This is a genomic window from Acinetobacter sp. YH12108 (genome assembly GCF_013419055.1).
GTDB lineage: Bacteria > Pseudomonadota > Gammaproteobacteria > Pseudomonadales > Moraxellaceae > Acinetobacter.
Genome location: NZ_VPAW01000009.1, coordinates 1 through 21,014 on the forward strand (window position 1 = coordinate 1; position 21,014 = coordinate 21,014).

The 21,014-nt window shown below is 45.3% G+C and carries 15 protein-coding genes; 7 read left to right on the plus strand and 8 right to left on the minus strand.

Annotation, left to right across the window (positions count from 1 at the left end):
• Positions 1 to 148: 148 nt before the first annotated feature.
• Complete coding sequence (locus FTU46_RS07345; RefSeq protein ID WP_180104656.1) at positions 149 to 724, minus strand: DUF805 domain-containing protein; 576 nt, start codon at positions 722 to 724, stop codon at positions 149 to 151.
• A 261-nt stretch (positions 725 to 985) separates the two neighbouring features.
• Here FTU46_RS07345 and acs point away from each other — a divergent pair, with 261 nt between their 5' ends.
• Both acs and FTU46_RS07355 read left to right on the plus strand, forming a co-directional pair.
• Positions 986 to 2,932 (plus strand): acetate--CoA ligase, encoded by a 1,947-nt coding sequence (gene acs / locus FTU46_RS07350; RefSeq protein ID WP_180104657.1) that lies wholly within the window; start codon positions 986 to 988, stop codon positions 2,930 to 2,932.
• 130 nt (positions 2,933 to 3,062) lie between these two features.
• The gene (locus tag FTU46_RS07355) at positions 3,063 to 4,244 is read left to right on the plus strand and encodes an acyl-CoA dehydrogenase family protein (RefSeq protein ID WP_180104658.1); all 1,182 of its coding nucleotides are present in this window, start codon (positions 3,063 to 3,065) and stop codon (positions 4,242 to 4,244) included.
• A 62-nt stretch (positions 4,245 to 4,306) separates the two neighbouring features.
• On the opposite strand, the gene FTU46_RS07360 is transcribed toward FTU46_RS07355, so the two are convergent.
• From FTU46_RS07360 to msuE, 4 genes are all read right to left on the minus strand, one after another.
• Positions 4,307 to 5,716, minus strand: coding sequence for a deoxyribodipyrimidine photo-lyase (locus tag FTU46_RS07360; RefSeq protein ID WP_180104659.1), 1,410 nt, complete (start codon positions 5,714 to 5,716; stop codon positions 4,307 to 4,309).
• 126 nt (positions 5,717 to 5,842) lie between these two features.
• The gene (locus tag FTU46_RS07365; protein ID WP_125279183.1) at positions 5,843 to 6,457 is read right to left on the minus strand and encodes a riboflavin synthase subunit alpha; all 615 of its coding nucleotides are present in this window, start codon (positions 6,455 to 6,457) and stop codon (positions 5,843 to 5,845) included.
• 152 nt (positions 6,458 to 6,609) lie between these two features.
• Positions 6,610 to 7,725, minus strand: a complete 1,116-nt coding sequence (sfnG, locus tag FTU46_RS07370; RefSeq protein ID WP_180104660.1) for a dimethylsulfone monooxygenase SfnG — start codon at positions 7,723 to 7,725, stop codon at positions 6,610 to 6,612.
• A gap of 28 nt (positions 7,726 to 7,753) precedes the next feature.
• Positions 7,754 to 8,488, minus strand: a complete 735-nt coding sequence (msuE, locus tag FTU46_RS07375; protein WP_180104661.1) for an FMN reductase — start codon at positions 8,486 to 8,488, stop codon at positions 7,754 to 7,756.
• Positions 8,489 to 8,861: 373 nt separating this feature from the next.
• On the opposite strand from msuE, the gene FTU46_RS07380 reads away from it, so the two are divergent.
• The gene (locus FTU46_RS07380) at positions 8,862 to 9,512 is read left to right on the plus strand and encodes a response regulator transcription factor (RefSeq protein ID WP_004781530.1); all 651 of its coding nucleotides are present in this window, start codon (positions 8,862 to 8,864) and stop codon (positions 9,510 to 9,512) included.
• 67 nt (positions 9,513 to 9,579) lie between these two features.
• Here FTU46_RS07380 and FTU46_RS07385 read toward each other — a convergent pair whose 3' ends face one another.
• Both FTU46_RS07385 and FTU46_RS07390 read right to left on the minus strand, forming a co-directional pair.
• Complete coding sequence (locus FTU46_RS07385; protein ID WP_166139501.1) at positions 9,580 to 10,347, minus strand: hypothetical protein; 768 nt, start codon at positions 10,345 to 10,347, stop codon at positions 9,580 to 9,582.
• A gap of 417 nt (positions 10,348 to 10,764) precedes the next feature.
• Entirely contained in the window at positions 10,765 to 14,256 is a 3,492-nt protein-coding gene (locus FTU46_RS07390; protein WP_180025259.1) for a PAS domain-containing hybrid sensor histidine kinase/response regulator, read from the minus strand.
• Between the two features lie 182 nt (positions 14,257 to 14,438).
• On the opposite strand from FTU46_RS07390, the gene FTU46_RS07395 reads away from it, so the two are divergent.
• The 4 genes from FTU46_RS07395 (at position 14,439) to FTU46_RS07410 (ending at position 19,581) form a co-directional block, all read left to right on the plus strand.
• On the plus strand, positions 14,439 to 14,771 hold the full coding sequence (locus FTU46_RS07395) for a DUF485 domain-containing protein (RefSeq protein WP_004781535.1): 333 nt from the start codon (positions 14,439 to 14,441) through the stop codon (positions 14,769 to 14,771).
• Between the two features lies 1 nt (position 14,772).
• Positions 14,773 to 16,488: a cation acetate symporter gene (locus FTU46_RS07400; protein WP_180104662.1), complete on the plus strand. Its 1,716-nt coding sequence runs from the start codon at positions 14,773 to 14,775 to the stop codon at positions 16,486 to 16,488.
• 232 nt (positions 16,489 to 16,720) lie between these two features.
• Positions 16,721 to 17,437 (plus strand): ion channel, encoded by a 717-nt coding sequence (locus FTU46_RS07405; RefSeq protein ID WP_180104663.1) that lies wholly within the window; start codon positions 16,721 to 16,723, stop codon positions 17,435 to 17,437.
• A 179-nt stretch (positions 17,438 to 17,616) separates the two neighbouring features.
• Positions 17,617 to 19,581 (plus strand): choline BCCT transporter BetT, encoded by a 1,965-nt coding sequence (locus FTU46_RS07410; protein WP_180034248.1) that lies wholly within the window; start codon positions 17,617 to 17,619, stop codon positions 19,579 to 19,581.
• 64 nt (positions 19,582 to 19,645) lie between these two features.
• Here FTU46_RS07410 and omp33-36 read toward each other — a convergent pair whose 3' ends face one another.
• The gene (omp33-36, locus tag FTU46_RS07415) at positions 19,646 to 20,542 is read right to left on the minus strand and encodes a porin Omp33-36 (RefSeq protein ID WP_005232638.1); all 897 of its coding nucleotides are present in this window, start codon (positions 20,540 to 20,542) and stop codon (positions 19,646 to 19,648) included.
• Between the last annotated feature and the right edge of the window lie 472 nt (positions 20,543 to 21,014).

Genomic DNA, 21,014 nt, shown 5'->3' on the forward strand with positions numbered 1-21,014 from the left:
ACTTTCAACTTTTGCCACTGTTGATCTGTCAGCATGGTACGAGGCATAGCGAATAGTAAAATTGGGTTTGGCGATTTGATTTTACTACTTCGCTATTTTTTTAAGCTAAAAGTGTCAACACACCCTATGCAAAACAGACACAACTGCCTTAAAAGAACTCAGTCGTTTTTTGTTTCACTTCGCTTGGGATTCTTGAAGGCTCACCTTCACTCATATAAGAGAATAATGCAGTCGTCGCCAACAGGCTGAGTACGGTAAAAATGATCACCAGCCAGGCCACAATCTTTTCCCAGACGGGGCTTGTACGTATCGGACCATACTGATTGCTACCTCTTGTTCCTGGAAAAAGTACGATATAAATCCAGACCAACAGATTGATCAAAGGCACGAAGAATAGCAGCATCCACCAGCCACTGCGGTCCAGATCGTGTAAGCGCCGTACCGTAATCACAATACCGAAATACAGGTAGACCAGCATGATCGCCAAGGCAAACAGGCTGGATAAGCCATGCAGGGAAACTTGCCAGTTTGAATCTACCGATAGGCTGGCAATGTTCACAATATCAATACTTAAACCTAGCGCAATACTGCTGCATAAGAAAATAAACTGTAAAAATGCAGACCAGGCAATAAAACTCAAACGTCCAAATCGGCCCTTGATCGATAAGGGATGATCAGCTGCAGGAAAAGGAGGAGGGAAATAGGAAGGGTCAGTTGAATTCATGGGCAAGATCCTAAGCCTGTATAAAATACAGCGAGAGTGGGCGACTCATTTTATTTGACGATAGCAATATCTGGCTGACTTTGGCCATAGCTGAGCATTATCCGAAGTTATTCTGATTGAATTTGAATAAATAATCTACGACGAAAGCATGATTGTCGGATTTGAAATATGCAGTACATACTGCCATTATGCATAAAAAACAATCAACAAAATGCCATCAAGCTCTCGTGATGAGATAGAACAAGATCAAGGAAGCGAACAATGAAAGAAATCTATCCAGTACCAGCAGAATTTAAGAAAACCGCACGTACCACTGATATAGAGTATTTTGAGCGTTATCAGCAATCCATTGAACAACCAGATCAGTTCTGGGCTGAACAGGCACAGCGCCTGGACTGGATCAAACCTTTTACCCAGGTTAAAAATACCAGTTTTGATAAAGACAATTTTAAAATTGAATGGTTTGCAGATGGCCAGCTCAATGTCAGTGCCAACTGTCTGGATCGCCATCTTAAGGAACATCCTTATAAACCGGCGATTATCTGGGAAGGGGATCATCCGTCCCGTCACAAGATTATTTCTTTTCATGAGCTTTATGATGAAACTTGCCGTTTCGCCAATGTTCTGAAAAAAAACGGGATTAAAAAAGGCGACCGGGTGGTGCTGTATATGCCAATGGTCTCGGAAGCCGCAATTGCCATGCTGGCCTGTGCCCGGATTGGTGCAGTGCATTGTGTGGTGTTTGGTGGTTTCTCACCTGATTCTCTGGCCAGCCGGATTGAGGACAGTCAGGCCAAAATGGTGATTACTGCAGATTCGGGCATGCGTGGTGGCAAAGCTATTCCACTGAAAGCCAATGTGGATGAAGCCCTGAAAGTCGCCGGTACCGAATCGGTTGAACATGTCATCGTTGTACATCGCACCGGCAATCCGGTAGAAATGCAACAGGGGCGTGATCTCTGGTATCACATGGAAATTATGACCGTCAATGAGATCTGTCCGCCTGAGCCGATGAATGCGGAAGATCCGCTGTTTATCCTGTATACCTCGGGTTCAACCGGAAAACCTAAGGGCGTACTGCATACCACAGGCGGCTATCTGACTTATGTGAACTGTACTTTCCGAGAAGTTTTTGACATCAAACAGGATGATGTGTTCTGGTGTACTGCCGATGTCGGCTGGATTACCGGGCATTCCTATGTACTGTATGGTCCGCTCTCTAATGGTACGACTACGGTCATGTTCGAGGGAGTACCACAATATCCAAGCTGGGCGCGTACCGGACATATTGTCGACAAGCACAATGTGACCATTCTCTATACCGCACCAACGGCCATCCGCGCCATGATGCGGGAAGGGGATGCCTATGTACGGGAAAGTGATCGTAGCAGCCTGAGAATTTTAGGTTCGGTCGGTGAGCCGATTAACCCGGAAGCCTGGAACTGGTATTACTCGGTAGTTGGTGAAAGTCGCTGTCCGGTGATTGATACCTGGTGGCAAACCGAAACCGGTGGCTTCATGATTACGCCTTTACCGGGTGCAACCGACCTGAAACCGGGTTCTGCGACCCGTCCATTCTTTGGTGTGCAACCCGCCATTGTCGATGCAGAAGGCAAGGAAATTGAAGGGGTGGCGGAAGGAAATCTGGTAATTAAGGATTCCTGGCCAGGCCAGATGCGCACCATCTGGGGTGACCCGGATCGCTTTATTGAAGCTTATTTCTCGACCTATCCAGGTACCTATTTTACCGGTGATGGTGCACGTCGTGATGAAGATGGCTATTACTGGATTACTGGTCGTGTCGATGATGTACTCAATGTTTCCGGTCATCGTCTGGGTACGGCAGAGATTGAAAGTGCACTGGTGGCCCATGAAGCGGTTGCCGAAGCGGCTGTTGTCGGTATGCCGCATGACATCAAAGGTCAGGGGATTTGTGCATTTGTCACCTTGCAGGCAGGGACTGAAAGTACTGAACAGCTGCGCGGTGAACTGGTAGCTTGGGTACGTAAAATTTTAGGGCCAGTGGCAACGCCAGACGCCTTGCACTGGGCACCTGCTTTACCTAAAACCCGTTCAGGTAAAATCATGCGCCGGATCTTAAGAAAGATTGCTGCCAATGAGCTGGACAGTCTAGGTGATACTTCGACTCTGGCTGAACCACAGGTCGTGGATCAGTTAATTGCTGAAGTGCAACGTAATCAGGTATAAGTTTAGGACGTTCAAATACCGGCATTATTTGCCGGTATTTTTGTCTCAGGAATAAGCTCTGCATGCTTTCGAATATAGTGCCAAGCTGCAATCTGCTAAGCTAAAACCATGCTGAACTTAGGTCAAAAGAATGAATGTACGACAACAATATCTAGATCAATCTCCACTGCAAATTGCCCAGCAACTGACAGAAACTTTTGCCCAAACAGCCGCAGCTCGTGACAAGCAGGGCGGTAATCCTAAAGCCGAGCGTGATCTGATTCGTCAGAGCGGTTTACTGGGCCTGTCCATTCCGAAACAGTACGGCGGTCAGGAAGCAGACTGGCAGACAATTTTTAAAACCATTCAAATTATTGCCCGAGTCGATAGTTCACTGGCACATGTTTATGGGTTTCATCATTTGCTGATTGCAACGGTTCAATTATTTTCCCAACCGGAACAATATGGTCCTTGGTTTGAACAGACCGCTCGGGAAAACCTGTTCTGGGGTAATACCTTAAATCCACTGGATCGTCGTACTACCGCAACAAAAGTTGCTGAAAAAGAATATATTTTTGATGGCCATAAAAGCTTCTGTTCCGGCTCCATTGATTCCGATATCTTACTGTGCTCAGGCTATAACGACGCTGGAAAATTACTGATCGGGGTAATTCCAACAGCACGTAAGGGTGTAAGTTTTCTCGGTGACTGGAATAATATGGGTCAACGCCAGACCGATAGCGGCACCAGCCATTTTGAGCAGGTCAGAATTCATGAAAATGAATTGCTGTTAAATCCCGGTCCACTGAGTACACCGTATTCAAGCTTACGTCCATTGATTGCCCAGCTGATCTTTGTACACATGTTCCTCGGTGTAGCAGAAGGTGCGTTTGAAGTGGCCAAACAAACCGTACAGACTCAAAAAGCCTGGTCTAAATCACTGGTAGAAGATGCAGTAAATGACCCCTTTACCCAGAAGCATTTTGCGGATTTTTATGTGCAGCTGGAAAGCGTCCGTCTCTTGGCAGATAAAGCGATTCAAACCTTACAAGTCGCTTGGGATCTGGGCAATGATCTCACTGCTGAGCAGCGTGGTGAAGTTTCAGTGGCGATTGCCACAGCCAAAATCGCGGCCACCAATACATCTCTCTATATCACCCAGAATATTTTTCAGGTGATGGGCGCGCGTGCGACTATAGCCAAACTGAATCTGGACCGTTTCTGGCGTAATGTTCGTACCCAGACCTTACATGATCCGGTAGATTATAAATATCAGGAAGTTGGGGAATGGGTATTGACCGGGAAAGTGCCTGATCCAAGTTTTTATTCTTGATATGAAAATAAAAAGCCTCCAATATTGGAGGCTTTTCATATTAGATGAAGTGATAGTTTCTTCTAAATCTGCTTAAAGGCTTCTATGGCTCGTACACGAGAGGCTTTTAAATCGACAATCGGTTTTGGATAATCCAGTTCCAGATCAGGATTTTTGGCATAAGGTTCATGAATGGATTTGGCATCCAGATGCGCCAGTTCAGGCACCCACTGGCGGATATAGTCTCCATTGGGATCAAACTTCAGGGACTGGCTGACCGGATTAAAAATCCGGAAGTAGGGCACAGCATCCATGCCGGTTGATGCGCACCATTGCCAGCCGCCATTATTCGCAGCCAGATCGCCATCAATCAGGTGCTGCATAAACCAAGCTTCACCCAGTCGCCAGTCGATCAGCAAGTTCTTACACAGGAACATCGCAGTAATCATCCTGACCCGGTTATGCATCCAGCCAGTTGCCAGCATTTGCCGCATGCCAGCATCGACAATTGGAATTCCGGTCTGGCCTTGCTGCCAGGCAGCTAGATCTTCGGGGGCATTGCGCCACTGGATCTTATGGGTATTTTGCTTAAATGGTTGGTGTTTGGAGACACGTGGAAAATCAAACAGGGTCTGTAGATAGAATTCCCGCCACAAGAGTTCATCTAACCAGGTCTGCTGACCCACATCCTCAATCTGGAAATAGCCATCCTGAAAAAGAGCTTGCATACATTGGCGAACTGAAATAACACCGATATTCAGATAAGGGGAGAGGCGGCTGGTACCATCAACTGCTGGCAGATCACGGTCGGTTTTATAATGAGCCATTTTGTCCTCGATAAAATCATCGAGCAGGTCCAAGGCAGTTCGATCTTCCGCAGACCAAAGTTGGGCAGCATGCTCTACTACATAATCTGCCGAGAATTTTTCCAGATCAACATTGATGAAATCAGTAGGTAATTGGATTGGATCTTGAGCTTCAATCTCAGGATAGCAGGCGGGTACATCCAGAATTAGCCGCTCATAGCATTTTTTCTTAAAGGCACTATAGACCTGATACGGTTGAGTGGACTGGTTTCGGATACTGCCGAGAGGAAACAGGGTGCGGTCATGATAGAGCTCGACCCTGATCTGTTGCTGTTCCAGTAATTGCTGCACTTGAGCATCACGTTCCAGTTCATTGACACCAACTTCGATATTGGCATGCAGGTTTTCAATTTTCAGGGTTTGACACAGATTCAATATTTCTGGCGCCAAATTTTCCCATAAAGGAATGTTCAATATGATCAGCGGGATATTCAGTTGCTGTAGCTGCTGTTTTAAATATTTGAGCCGACGCAGATAAAAATCAGTTTTGATCCGGGCATCCTGATGCAGTTGCCATTGTTCGGGAGAGAGGACTGCTAGCGCAATGCAAGGTCCTTGCTGAGTAGCATGCCAGAGTGCGGCATGGTCATGTATACGGAGGTCTTGGCGGAACCAGATCAACTGCATGGGAATAACGTTCTGAATCGGAATCAGATTATTTTATTCATTCCACCTGAAAATTCTGTATAGAAACGTAGATATGGGCAGAATGATCAGTTAAAAAACCGCCTATGGTATAAGCGGCTCTTTCATTTAACGCTGGTGAATATTTTCTAAGGTATCCACCAAGGTACGCGTGGTCTGGTCAATTTCATAATTGACTTCATCACCTACTTTGGCATTTTTCCAGGTGGTCAGACGCAAAGTTTCGGGAATCAGATCAATCGAAATTTCACTATTGGCGCGATCGACGCGATTGATGGTCAGGCTGCAGCCGTTCAGACCAATAAACCCTTTCAGGAAAAAGTATTTGATATTGCCATCCGGGATCTGAATATCGATATGGTAGGTTTCACCCCGATGTTCCAGATTTTTAATGATTGCTGTGCCTTCGATGTGCCCATACAGATTATGCCCGCCATTTTCTGCACCGACTTTGGCAGAGCGTTCGACATTCACTTCATCACCCACTTGAAGAGATTTTAAGGTGGTGAGAGCAAGGGTTACATCGGAGATATCGAAGTGAATCTGATTTAGCTTCTGATCAATAGTCGTTACGGTGAGGCAGACGCCGTTGATCGCAACACTGGCGCCAATAAAGACATCCTGAAAAAACTGATTTTCGTTGCTCACGATAATGGTAATGAAGCCATTGCCCTGGCGAATATCCACGACTTTTTCCAAGCCTTGTACGATACCGGTATACATAATTTAAATTTCTATCTCATCGAGTTTGGCTTCATTCTAGTCAAGAATGAAGCAGGCGGCTATCTCTATGCCGAGAACACTGTGTTGCACAAAAAAAATCCCTCAAGCCGAGCCTTGAGGGAATGAATCGTTATGCTGAGCATTATTATAGTTTAAACGAGCTCAGCTTCTTGTTCTTCTTGTTGCTGTTCAGCTTGCTGCGTTTCGAGTTCACGCACGAGTGGCAAGACTTTTTCACCGAAATATTCTACTTCTTCAATAAAGTGCAGGAAGCCTGAAAGAACCAGATCAACACCGACTTTTTTCAGTTCGATGATACGTTCTGCAATCTGCTCTGGCGTCCCGATCAGGTTGGTACGGAAGCCATCGTTATATTGCACCAGATCTTCAAACGTAGATTTGGCCCAGTTACCTTCGCCTTCCTTACTGGCTGCGCCCGCTTCACGCGTTGCCTCACCGAAAGATTTCACCGCCTGAACATTGGCCTTGGCCACGATTTCTCGCAGTACTGCTTGCGCTTCCTCTTCGGTATCACGTGCAATCACAAATGCATTTACGCCAATTTTCACAGAGTGGTTGTTCGCTTTGGCTTTTTCACGAATATCATCGATCTGTTTTTTCAGCTCTTTAGGTGTATTGCCATTGGTGAAGTACCAGTCAGACACGCGAGATGCCATATCGCGTGCTGCCCGGGAACTTCCCCCCTGGAAGATTTCAATATACGGTTTTTGTACCGGTTTTGGACTCAAGGTATAGTCTTGGAACTGGTAGTATTTACCATCAAAACTAAAATTGTTTTGGGTCCAGACCCCTTTCAGGCTGCGAATAAATTCTTCTGAACGTGCATAACGTTCGTCATGTTCCGGCCATTCTTCACCAATTGCATCAAACTCGCCACGGAACCAGCCACTTACGACATTAATCGCAATCCGGCCATTGGTGAGATGGTCAATGGTGGCCAGCTGCTTCGCTGCCAGCGCAGGCTTCCATGGGCCCGGCAAGATCGCGGCAATCACTTTTAAACGTTCAGTTTTCGCCAGGATGCCATGACTGAAACTCACTGATTCATGCTGGTTTTCAGCGTTATAGCCCGCAGTAAAACGGATCTGGGTCAGGGCATAATCAAAACCTGCTTTCTCAGCAGTTTGCGCCAGACGGACATTATAGTCATAGCTCCAGTCCGTACGCTGTTCGATATCGCTGACCACCAGACCGCCACTGACATTTGGAACCCAGTAAGCAAATACAATATTTTTATCTTGTGACATTATTCTTACCCTCTGAATGAAGTGGCCATTAAGCCACTTGAGTCTTTGGCACTTTCTTGCTGTGCAAACGGGATTCTGCGGCATCCAGGCTTGGCACTGCAGCTGAAGGTAAAACTTCTTCCTGTTCGATTTGCTTGTTGATGCCTAGGCTCTGGTTGGCTTGCTGAGATTTTTCTTTAATGACCTCAGCACGCTGCCCCTTTGCTGGCGCCCATTCAAGGATCGGTAGGGCACGAGCCACTGCCAGGGTAATACGGGCACGAAGTAATTCGCTGTGAATAGTATATTCAGGCGTAAAGTCACGATCTGTGGCATATACCCCGATTGGTAAGGTTTGTGCCTGGAAGAAGCTGAATAATGGGCGTAATTGGTGCTCAAGAACCAGCGCATGACGGTCACTACCACCAGAAGCTGCTAAAAGAACCGGTACATCTACCAGCGCCATTTGTTCTACGAAGTCAAAGAAATGCTTGAACAGGCCCGTAAATGAAGCGCGGTAAACAGGCGTACCAACAATCAGGGCATCTGCTGCTTCAACGGCTGCCAGATCATCCTGCACGCGTTGCGGTAACTGGTTACGGTAAATTGCACCACCTAAAAGCTGGCCGATTTCGCTAAATTTAATGAAATGTACATTGATTGGCGTCGCTTCACCCAGTTCATCCAGAATGGCTTGAACCAATGCTTCGGTTTTAGATGGGTGATTCAGGCCGCCAGAAACAGCCACGATATTTAAAGGTTTTTGCTCGGAAAAATGGGACATGTGAAGTACCTAAAAATGGTTAAGCTCGGAATGACCCTATTAATCCCGATTGCCGCAATAGGTGTAAAATAACGAAATGCTGAAAAGTTATCTGATTTTTCTATATAAGCGGAAAATGTGCTTCTGAAACGGATAGAGCTGGATAAATGGCTGATAACTATATTTATATTGAATAAAGATAAGCTATGCAGAATAGGAATAAATCATATATAAAAAAGTGATGAGAATTAAAGAATTATTGAAATAAGCCAAAATTTAAAAAAATTAAAGAAAAACTCCACATTATTTAAAAAATTGGTGATCTTGCATATCCATAAACTGGCTTGTGTGGTTAGAATAGGAGCTACTGTGCACAAGATCTCTCTCACGTCCTATGAATATTTTAATCGTTGATGATCATCCACTGTTTCGTCATGCTCTGATCCAAGCTGTTCGTTATAGTCTGCCACAAGCGCAGATTCATGAAACTGCAGCAGTCAATGAATTTTATGAACGTCTAGAAAATGGTCCTGAGCCTGATCTTGTCCTTCTGGATTTAAACCTGCCAGGTGCATCGGGCTTTTCTGCTCTGGTCCACGTTCGCGCCCAATATCCTTCGATTCCAATTATTGTCGTTTCTGCTCACGAAGAAGCCAGCATTATCCAGCGTGCGATTGCACATGGTGCAATGGGCTATATTCCAAAATCTGCACATCCAAGCCATATTGGTGAAGCGATTCGTGAAGTCCTCGAAGGTGAAATCTGGTTACCACCCAATCTGCCAGCCAACATGAACTTCGATCCGCGTGCTGCAGACGAAACTGCATTGGCAGAACGGATTCAGTCACTGACACCGCAACAATTCCGTGTCTTGATGATGGTAGCCGAAGGCTTACTGAATAAACAGATTGCCTATGAACTGGATGTTTCAGAAGCTACGATTAAAGCGCACGTAACAGCGATCTTCCGTAAGCTAGGTGTACAAAACCGTACCCAGGCGGTGCTTGCTATCAATGCCTTGAATATTGAAGAAAAGAAAATGTAAGTGATACAGCTTACAAAATAAAAAAGACCTCATCTGAGGTCTTTTTTATTGCGAATATATTGCCAGATTAAGCAATATAATCCTGTTTTTGGGTGACATCGGTACAGAACATTGGATTCAGTGCGGATTGCAGTTCATCAATCTGTTCTTGAGTGACATAGCCTTTGGAGATCAGGTATTCTGCTACGCGATCATCACGCAGACTCAGGAAAGTCGCATCATACACACCTAAGTCTACAAACAGGGCAGCAGTTTCCAGACTGTTAAAACGGTCCAGATAAACTTCATCTTCATACATCAGGAATACATGCTCGTCTGTGCTATTCGGATCGACCTGTAGGTGCTCTGCCAGTTCATGCGGGCAGGTTTTGATAAAGAGCAAGTCAGAGAGTTCATCAAACTGGGTGGTATCCAGGCAATCTTCTTCATTTTTCACTTTGCCGAGCCACGCTTTAAAGACCAGTACGGCACCACCACGCAGCAGCATACTCCAGATCTGATGACGGGTTTGTACAGGTAAATCTTCAGCTTCTGCTTCCAGAGATTCAATCAGCTTGTTTTCCTGTTCAGCCAAACGTTCAAATAAACCTAAACCTTGCGGTTTGTAGGCATAAGGTTCAAAGACATCAAAATGCAGTTCATCAAAAACTTGCAGGGCTAAAGGAACCGCATGCTGATACAGGGTTTCAAGTGCCTGAATCTGGGTATCGTCGAGTTTGCTGTATTTAAACATTTGCGTCCAGTCGATGCTGGGTAATAAGGCATTAGCACCATATTGGCGATGGAATTGCTGAGTCTGTGCGGGAAGCTGAGCAATTGATTCATCGAGTTTCATTTTTATAACTCCTATCTAGCAGTGCAAATAGACCAGCTGCCAAAAGGATTTAGGCATTGTCAGATGGAAACTGATCGTTTCTTATATTGTCTATTTTTAGAGCTAAGCCTGTTGTATTAAAAATACGACCAAAGTTCTATCTGCCATAAAATAGGATTAAAAATTAATTTAAAACAACAACTTAAATAATTGTAACTAGGTGTACACATGTATATTAATAGAATTGGTGGCTTTTGCCATAGAGAATGCTGAAATGATAATTTTGAGCAATTTATCAGCAGGAATTATGTGAAATTTGGTGCTTTTAGCACATTGGCCTGATTTTTTTGCCAGTCAGGTAAAGAAAGGTATTTGTTTGGTATAAAAAATGCCCACTTTAAATCATTAAAATGGGCATTGAGATGAAAATAAAAAGTTCTAACTACCAGAGATTTTCAGACCGGATAACCAGGAACGAAGTGAAGCGGGTTTCAATGGTTTCTTCAGCAGGACAATATTTAAATCCTTCAGGCGCTGTGGCAGTTCCGGATCAGAATCTGCAGTAATCAATGCTACCGGAATATCACTACTACGATGTTCCAGAATAAAGTCCAGACCGATTTTATCCTGATTTAAATGCTGATCCACCAGCCAGACCTGAATATTTTCCTGCTGAATCATCTCGGCGGCCTGTTCTGGTTCAGTGGCTTTAAAGACCTGATAGCCCCATTTGGTCAATAAGGTCGACATGCCTTCCAGAATGGTTTCATCATTGTCCAAACATAGAATCTTAAAGGCCTTGGACTTCAATGGCACAGCCTGAACAGGGGCGGCAATGACTTTCGGCGCTGCGGTCAACGGTACTTCAATCATGAAGCAGGAACCTTTGCCCAGCTCGGAAGAAACATGAACTGGATAATCCAGTAGTCCGGTCATACGCTGCACGATGGCGAGACCAAGCCCCAGACCCTGTTCACCCCAAGGCGAAGTATGGCCACATCGCTCGAATTCCTGGAACAGCTTGATCCGCTGTTCTTCAGCAATACCGGGACCGGTATCCCAAACCCCGATCCGGATATGATTTGGCCGGTTGCTAGAACGCAGTACACCGACCACGACCTTACCTTTGGCGGTATAACGTAGGGCATTGCTGACAAAGTTCTGGATAATCCGGCGAATCCATTGTGGATCGGTGTCAATCCAGAACTGGGCATCATGCACTCGCAGTTTGATGCCACGTTGTGCCGCAATGGATTTGAATTGCAGTTCCAGATCACTTAATAAATCATGCAGTGGATAAGCCTGGCGTTTCGGCTGAATCGTACCGCCCTCCAGTCGGGCAATATCCAGCAGAGCTGAGAGCATGCTTTCTGCCCCATGCAGGGCACGATCCAGTTGCTGCAGGGTCTTGCGATCTTCTTCGCTTTGTACACTTTGCTCCAGCGCCGTACTGAACAGACGTGCAGCATGCATTGGCTGTAACAGGTCATGACTGGCGGCAGCAATAAAGCGGCTCTTGGACATATTGGCTTTATCAGCCTGTTCACGCGCCAGTTGCTGTTCAGACAGGGCATCAGCGAGCTGCTGGGTACGATCCTGAACCCGGGCTTCCAGTAATGCTTCATTTTCACGGAAGGCAGTAATATCGGCAAAGGTCGTCACGAAACCACCGCCTTCAATTGGGTTACCCCGCATCTGAATCACGCGGCCATCTTTACGGATCCGTTCAAATTCATGCGCACTGCCGACCTGCATCCAGTGAATCCGTTTACGCACATGTTCTTCGACCGAGCCCGGACCACATTCACCGCGTTCAGCGTTATAACGGATTAGGTCAGCGATTGGACAGCCGACATAAACAATATCTTTCGGATAATCGAACAGTTTCAGGTACTGGTTGTTCCAGGCGACCAGACACATATTTTCATCAACCACACTCACCCCTTGGGTCATATGGTCGATCATGGTCATGATCAGGTTCTGGTTAAAACGCTGCCATTGTGAGGCCTGATCCAGAATATTCGCCACCTGACCGAGGGCCAGGCCATTATTCACCATCGCGGTAGTCAGCAGGGTACGTGCCGAGGCTGCACCAATGGTACCGGCCAGATACTGCTCAGTAAAACGCCACCACATGCCATTGGCACTGCTATTTTCATTCAGTTCCACACTATTTTGAGCACAGAACTGCTGGAAGGCCTGCATGGTCGGGCCTTCACCGGTAATGCGCTTGGCCAGCGTAATCAGGTCACCAACTTTTAAACGGGCCACATCCTGATGCGAGTAGCTGACATCAGTAGATGGACTTTGAGAAGGAAGCGGCTTGGTTTCATAGTAGAAGAAACTTTCCGCCTGAATCTGTTCAGCCACACTTGGACGGAACATCCGGGAAACCCAGATATATAGGAATGTGTTCAGACCTAGTGCCCAGACCACACCATGCGTTAAAGGATCAAAAGATTCGAAACCGATCAGGGCTTCAGGACGTAACCAGTTCCAGCCCAAAGGACCCTGTTCCAGAAAACTCTGGCTGAACTGCTGATAGGCTTCTGGCAGGCTGCGCAAAATCGTTGGTAATAGCAGGGTATACGACCATAAAGCGAAACCGGTCAGCAGGCCAGCATATACACCTTGCTTACTCCCGCCACGCCAATACAGACCACCAATCAGGGCAGGGGCGAATTGTGCCACGGCACTAAAGGCCAGCAGACCAAAGACTGAGAGCTGGTCAATATCATTAAAAAAGTTGAAGAACAGAAAGCCCATCAACATCACGGCCAGAATACAGATCCGGCGGGTAAATTTGAGTACCAGTGGCAAACGCTTGTCATGCCGTGAGATCAGGTTTAAGCGCCAGAGCGCCGGCATGATCAGGTCATTACTCAGCATGATCGATAGGGCTACTGAAGATACCAGCAGCATGCCGGTCGAGGCCGAGAAGCCCCCTAGGAAGGCCAATAAAGTCAGCCAGTCCTGATTATAGCTAAGCGGTAAAGACAGCACTGCGACATCAGGAATCGCTAGGTATTGAGGTGCCGCATGCAGTGCCCAGCTGGCAATCGGGATAATTGCTAGTGTGGTCAGAATCAGGTAAATGGCAAACCAGCGACGTGCACCACGGATATGTTTTTCATCCCGTAATTCAACTACGGCGACATGGAATTGACGCGGTAAACAGATAATTGCTAGTGCAGCCAGCAAAGTCTGAACCCAGAAGCTTTCCGGTACGCCAAACAGCTGTACATCATGGAAGGTAGACTGAATATCGCTACTAATCTGAGGCAGATTTTCTGGTGCTTCAAAAATAAAGAAACAGGCCACGGCCAGCAGGGCAAATAGCTTGACGAAGGACTCAAAGGCGACAGCCAGCATTAGACCGCCATGCTGTTCAGTGTTGGCAATCTGCCGGGTGCCGAAAATCATCGCCAGGATTGCCAGGACGCCAGTCAGGAACAGTACGCTATTGGTGGTACTGGCAATCCCAGCGGAAGGTTCCAGAATGACCGCCGCACTCAAGGCAATTGCACGTAACTGTAAGGCCAGATAAGGAATGATGGCAATCACCGCCAGAATGGTGACTAGCGAAGCCAGAGGCCCACTTTTACCATAACGTGCAGCGACAAAGTCCGCGATTGAAGAAATGGCATGGTGCTGGCGTACCCGTCCCAGACGGCGCCAGATATCGTAACCAATCGCGACAAAGAGCAGGGGACCAAGATAGATCGGCAGGAAAATAATTCCTTCACGAACCGCAGCACCGGTCGCGCCATAAAATGTCCAGGAAGAACAGTAGACGCCTAAAGTTAAACTAAACAATAGCATGCGGCCACGGGTACTCAGCCGGCTGGCATGTTTTTCCCCATAGAAAGCGCAAGTAAAGAGTAAAGTGATATAGAGGGCGAGCACCCCTATGATGAGCCAACTGTTCATATAGCCTGATGTGTACTGTGCATGACGCTATGATACCGCATCATGCACTCAGCAGTTTAAATTGATCATTTTTTAACGACCAAAGTCTAAATTACAAGTCATTCTAAATGTTGTTATTTTGCAACAGTGATAATTCGAATTAAAAAATAGTAAGCCCATGGTGGGGCTACAGGAGTGTAACTATGGATGAGGCACAAGTAGAAAGAATTCTACAGAATCCCAAATTCAAAGAAATGGTACGTAGAAAAAGTACGCTGAGCTGGACCTTAACCGGCATCATGCTATTTGTCTATGTCGGTTTCATGTTGCTTGTTGGCTACAACAAAGAATTTCTATTGTCTTCAATTTCTGGCGGTGTAACGACCTGGGGTGTACCTCTAGGTATCGGTATCATTATTTTGTCTTTTATATTGTGCTGGGTGTATTCCTACATTGCCAATAACAAACTTGATCAGCTGAACAGAGAAGCAATTCAGGAAGTGGAAGCGATTACAAAAGAAAAGGGGCAACACTAAGATGAAAGGGATTTCATATCAAGCGCTTGCTGCTGCAGCGCTGACCTTGCTCAGCTCGGCAATGGCATTTGCTGGACCAGATCTGGGTGCTGCGGAGCAGCAAGCGACCAACTGGCACGCAATTATCATGTTTGTGATTTTCGTTGGAGCAACCTTATTTATTACCAAATGGGCTGCCAAACAAACCACAAATACCAATGATTTCTATACTGCCGGCGGCGGCATTTCTGGTTTCCAGAACGGTCTGGCCATTGCTGGTGACTTCATGTCTGCAGCCTCTTTCCTCGGTATTTCCGCGATGGTGTTCCTGTCAGGTTTTGACGGGCTGCTGTACTCACTAGGCTTCATGGTGGGCTGGCCAATCGTTTTATTCCTGGTGGCAGAACGTTTGCGTAACCTGGGTAAATTCAACCTGTCCGATGTAGTGTCGTTTCGTCTGGAAGAAAAACCGGTGCGTACTCTAGCTGCATTAAGTTCATTGGTTGTAGTTGCGTTCTACCTGATCGCACAGATGGTGGGCGCAGGTCAGTTGATCAAATTGCTCTTCGGTCTGAACTATAATATTGCTGTAGTGATTGTTGGTCTTCTGATGATGGCCTACGTAATGTTTGGTGGCATGCTGGCAACGACCTGGGTACAGATCATTAAAGCCGTGATGCTATTGTCTGGTGCGACGTTTATGGCTTTCATGGTCATGAAAGGCGTAGGTTTCAGTTTCACCAATATGTTTGAACAATCGATTCAGGTTTTCTCTAAAGTACATGACCTGAGCCTTGCAGATGCAACCAAGATTATGGGTCCAGGTAATCTGGCTTCGAATCCGGTCGATGCGATTTCTCTTGGTCTGGCGCTGATGTTTGGTACAGCAGGTCTGCCACATATCCTGATGCGTTTCTTTACAGTAAAAGATGCCAAAGAAGCACGTAAATCAGTGGTGGTTGCAACAGGCTTTATCGGTTACTTCTACCTGTTAACCTTCATTATCGGTTTCGGTGCGATTCTATACGTAGCGAACAACCCGCAGTTCCTGGATATTGCTAAAATGGCAATTACAGGCAAGCTAGAGCTGGTGGGTGGTAACAACATGGCTGCGGTTCACCTGGCAGATGCTGTGGGTGGTGACCTGTTCATGGGCTTCATTTCTGCAGTGGCATTCGCAACCATTCTTGCGGTAGTTGCAGGTTTGACCTTGTCAGGTGCTTCAGCAATTTCACATGACTTGTATGCAAACGTATTCAAGAAAGGCCGTACTACACCTGAATCTGAACTGCGCATGTCTAAAATTGCAACTCTTGGTCTTGCTATCTTTGCGATGATCTTGGGAATTCTGTTCGAGAAGCAAAACGTTGCCTTCATGGTAGGTCTGGCATTCTCGGTAGCAGCATGTGCCAACTTCCCGGTACTAGTACTGTCTATGTTCTGGAAAGGCCTGACCACACGTGGTGCTGTAATTGGTGGCGTGGTTGGTCTGGTGACTGCGGTAGTGCTGATTGTACTGTCTAAAGCCGTTTGGGTAGATACTTTCGCGATTTCAGATACACCAGTCGTTCCATTTAATGGCCCTGCATTATTTGCAATGCCATTGTCTTTCTTCTGCTGCTGGTTCTTCTCCATCACAGACCGCTCAGTGAAAGCACAGGCAGAACGCAAAGCTTTCGATGCACAGTTTGTTCGCTCACAAACAGGTATTGGAATCTCAGGTGCATCTGATCATTAAGATCTGATGTCCTAAAAAAGCCTCCTGATGGGGGCTTTTTTTATAGCTATAAATACGTAAGCTACCCAATGAAGAAGACATTGGGATAGTTTATCTAAAATTAAATACGACCATTTTTAACTGAGATTTCAATGATTTTTATACAATCCTGTTTCTATCCATTCGACAGATCATGCTATGTTAAGCCAGCGATAACAATAATGATGCTCGACAGGACATCAAGACAAATCTCATGAAGCACTCTCTGCTACGATTCTGGACCCATTTTAAGTATCTGCCTTCTGCGTGGCTGCTATGCCTCCAATTACTGATTCTGATTCTGTCGATGCTGAGTTATGACAGTGTGTCCTATCGCGCGGGTACATGGATGCTGGGGGTAGTGGTACTACTGGTAATTGCCAAGGTAATTCGCCAGACTCCAATGTTTACCATTCTGGGACTCCTCTTTGTCGCAGGTGCCATCTTCTTTTCATCGCTGATTGTTTTGGGGCTACGCTATACCTGGATCATGATCGTCGCCCACCTGTTTGAAGCCAGTGCCTATTTCAGTGCAGCGTATGGCCTGTTACGTTATATGTTTCATGACCGTTATCTGACCAAAGACGAACTATTTGCAGCGGGAGCAGTCTTTACATTGCTGGCTTGGGGCTTCGCTTTTCTCTATAGCATTTGCCAGTTATGGGTACCTTACAGCTTCTCGGATCCAGATCTAAAAGCTTATCAGCCGTGGCTGGATCTACTCTTTCTGAGTTTTAGTGTGCAGTCTGCTACAGGATTATCTGATGTGATGCCGGTCAGCCCGGTCGCACGGATGCTGGCCATTATCCAGATGTTTGTCGGGGTAATGTATCTGGCCTTAATAGTCTCGCGTCTGATTGCCTTACAGTATATTTCTCATCTTCCTAAACAAACTCATATACAACATAAGCATAGAAAGCCTGAGGAATAGAACGTACAGAGCTGCATAGCTTGGTTACAGTAACTTAACGGCTTTATTTTCCTGAATATTTTAAAATCTTAAGGTCCAAAACGTATCTTTGATCGTAATTCTCTCGATCAGAATGTTTTTACTTATCAATAATGATTCAAGCCTCCCGGCATCCAATCTATTAAAAAAATGGGGGATCTATGCCTTCCAAACCTTCATCCTGGTTTGCCAATATCAATCCGAATGTCTTTATTAGTACAGTGGTGATTATCGCCATTTTTTTGGGACTGGTAATACTGGCACCTGATTCATTCGACCTGTTGACCAAGCAAATGAATGCGTGGATTACCACTTCATTTAGCTGGTTTTATGTCCTCTCCGTGGCGATCTTCCTGATTGTCCTGATTTATATTGCCCTGTCTGATATGGGGAAAATTAAACTTGGGCCCGACCATAGTCAGCCAAAATACAGCCAGGCATCCTGGTTTGCCATGCTGTTTACCGCAGGCATGGGGATCGGCCTGATGTTTTTCGGTGTTGCCGAACCGGTTATGCACTATGTCACACCGCCTGCTGGTGACCCGGAAACTGTACTGGCCGCACAGCAAGCTATTCGCGTGACTTTCTTCCACTGGGGCCTGCATGCCTGGGCGATTTACACCATTGTGGGTCTGTCATTGGCCTATTTTGCGTATCGACATAACCTGCCTTTAAAAGTTCGCTCTGCCTTATATCCATTGATCGGTAACCGGATTCATGGCCCGATCGGAGACGGGGTAGATACTTTTGCCACCTTAGGGACAGTATTTGGGGTTGCGACAACTTTAGGTTTTGGGGTGACTCAGATTAATTCGGGTCTGAATTACCTATTTGGAGTTGAGCAGACCCCCAGTACTCAGGTCATTTTGATTATTGCCGTCACTGTAATGGCATCAATGTCCGTATTTTTTGGTTTGGATAAGGGCATCAAACGCCTAGCTGAACTGAATCTGCTGCTTGCCTTACTGCTACTCATCTTTGTTTTTGTTACCGGTCCAAGCATCTATCTTCTGCAGACCACCATTCAAAACTCTGGCCAGTATGTTGCAAACCTGTTCAGTATGACCTTTAATCTGTATGCCTATCAGCCTAGTGGCTGGATTGGTGGCTGGACCATTATGTATTGGGCCTGGTGGATTTCCTGGTCGCCATTTGTCGGGATGTTTATTGCCCGAGTATCCGAAGGCCGCAGTATCCGTGAGTTCATTGTTGGGGTTCTACTGATTCCTACCGGATTTACCCTGATCTGGATGGGCTTTATGGGCAATGCTGCATTATTCAGTATCATGCATGAAGCCAATACTAATCTGCTTGAGGCAGTACAACGTGACTCCTCTGTAGCGCTGTTCGAATTTTTAGGTAATCTGCCATTTAATTCAGTCACCAGTATTATTGCTACGGTATTGGTTATCCTGTTCTTTGTCACTTCAGCAGATTCAGGATCATTAGTCACGGATTATCTCACTGCTAAAACCGAGAATTCACCGACCTGGCAGCGTCTGTTCTGGACCGTGTTAATGGCTTTATTGGCCATCATTCTGTTGCTGGCAGGCGGGCTGGAAGCCCTGCAGTCGGCTACGATTATGAGTGCCTTACCGTTTACATTTATTATGCTGCTGATTTGCTGGGGACTGATTAAGGCCCTGCATCTGGATGTAACTAAAATGCATGCGCTACAAGCTGCACGCATTACCCCGCGGGCCATTCAGAACCCGCGTAGCTGGCAACAGCGACTCGGTTTAATTATGCATTATCCGCATACGCATAATGAAGTACGTGATTATATTGATACGATGGTCAGCAAAGCCTTTAACAGTTTTCAGGCTGAACTGAAACGTCGTCACATCCAGGTGAAAATCTTTAAACTGGAAGATGGGATCGAGTTACGTGTCGATCATCAGAATGAAATGAACTTTATTTATCAGGTCATTGCTACCCAGACTTTAGCACCGAGCTTTATGCCGGATGCAGATTCTCCGCAATCTTATCAGGCAGAAGTCTTTTTAAGGGAAGGGGGGCAAAATTATGATGTGATGGAATGGACTCAGGAAGATTTAATCCAGGACATCATTGACCAATATGAACGTCATCTGCACTTTTTAAGTCTGGTCCGTTCTCCAGAATAAATATTTGATCCAATAAAAAAGGACGCTGATGCGTCCTTTTTTTATTCAGTCACTAATTCAGAAATTAGAAACGGAATTTAGCATTTAAGCCTACAGTTTGTGTATCACGAACTACAGCATTTTGAGCAAGATTTGCTTCGTAGTTTGAGTTCACATAACTAGCACCTACAGCAACTGCTGGAGTGATGAAGTAGTTTACGTTTGCGCCCCAAGCTTTGTCTGGAGAGTTAGCGTAGCTAGATTCCATATAAGATGCACCAACGCTTAATTTAGGGTTGATGTACAAAGTAGTACCTAGGTTGTAAGCAGTATCTTCACCATAAACCAAGCCGCTTTCGAAGCCAAGTGACATGTTAGTGCCGTCAATTGCGCCTACATATTTAGTACGAGCAGTGATTGCATCTTGGTCTTCATCGATTGTGCGAGACTCAAGAGCAGCTTTAGCAACGCCGTTGTTGAACATATTGAAAGCGTCATAAGAAGTTTGGTCTGCAACGCTTGTGTAACCTACAGCTACCAGGAAGTTAGGAATAGGGAGTACACCTACTTCTAATGCATAACGGTCGCCATTGTCATCATTTTGGCCACCTTTACCATCAGTAATTGTATGGCTATAAGAAGCGCTTGCATAAGCAGGAACAACTTTAGTTGGGATGTAAGCTTCACCTTTCACACCGAAAGTATGAGAAGTCTGGTCTCTATCATCAGCATCTACATCATATTCGCCATATGTATAAGCAGCAGAAACGTTAGATGCCTGGTTGATGAAAGCAGCTTCAGCTAAAGGGCCTTTAGAAGCGTCTACATCTTTGAAGTAGTAAGTACCTTGAACAGCACCAGTGAAATCTTTGTCATTTACAGTGTTGTCGATGAACTCTGATTGACCTTGAACTTCGAATTGATATGCTTGAGCACCGGTCATGGCTAATAATAAAGCAGTGGCTAAACCGAGTTTTTTCATGATATTTACCATTTTGTTACAAAAGATGTACAACAGGAACGTATTGTATTGTGACAATTTATTAAGTCAATCCAATTCGAAATCGCTATTTTTTTGTACAAAATCATTGTATTGATTTTGTTTAATAGTCTTTTAATTAGAAAATTTAGTTATTTTAGAAAAAAGCTTAAATAACAATGTTGTATACTAAATAAATTGTTACATCTAATCAGGAAAATGAATTAATAAAGGATTTTTTGATTGTTTAATTAAGTTGAATAGTGGATTTTAATTCAAAAAACCAATTTATTTATCATGAAAATAATCATGTTTATTACACTGAATTTAAGAGAGGCGTAAAAACTGTAATATAAAGCAAATTTATGAAAGAATTGATCGGTTTAGCGACAAAATCAGAGTTATAATGTGATGTATTTCACTGTTTTGTCTATAAATTGTGATATGTCATAAATCCTAGTAAATTAATGTGCTT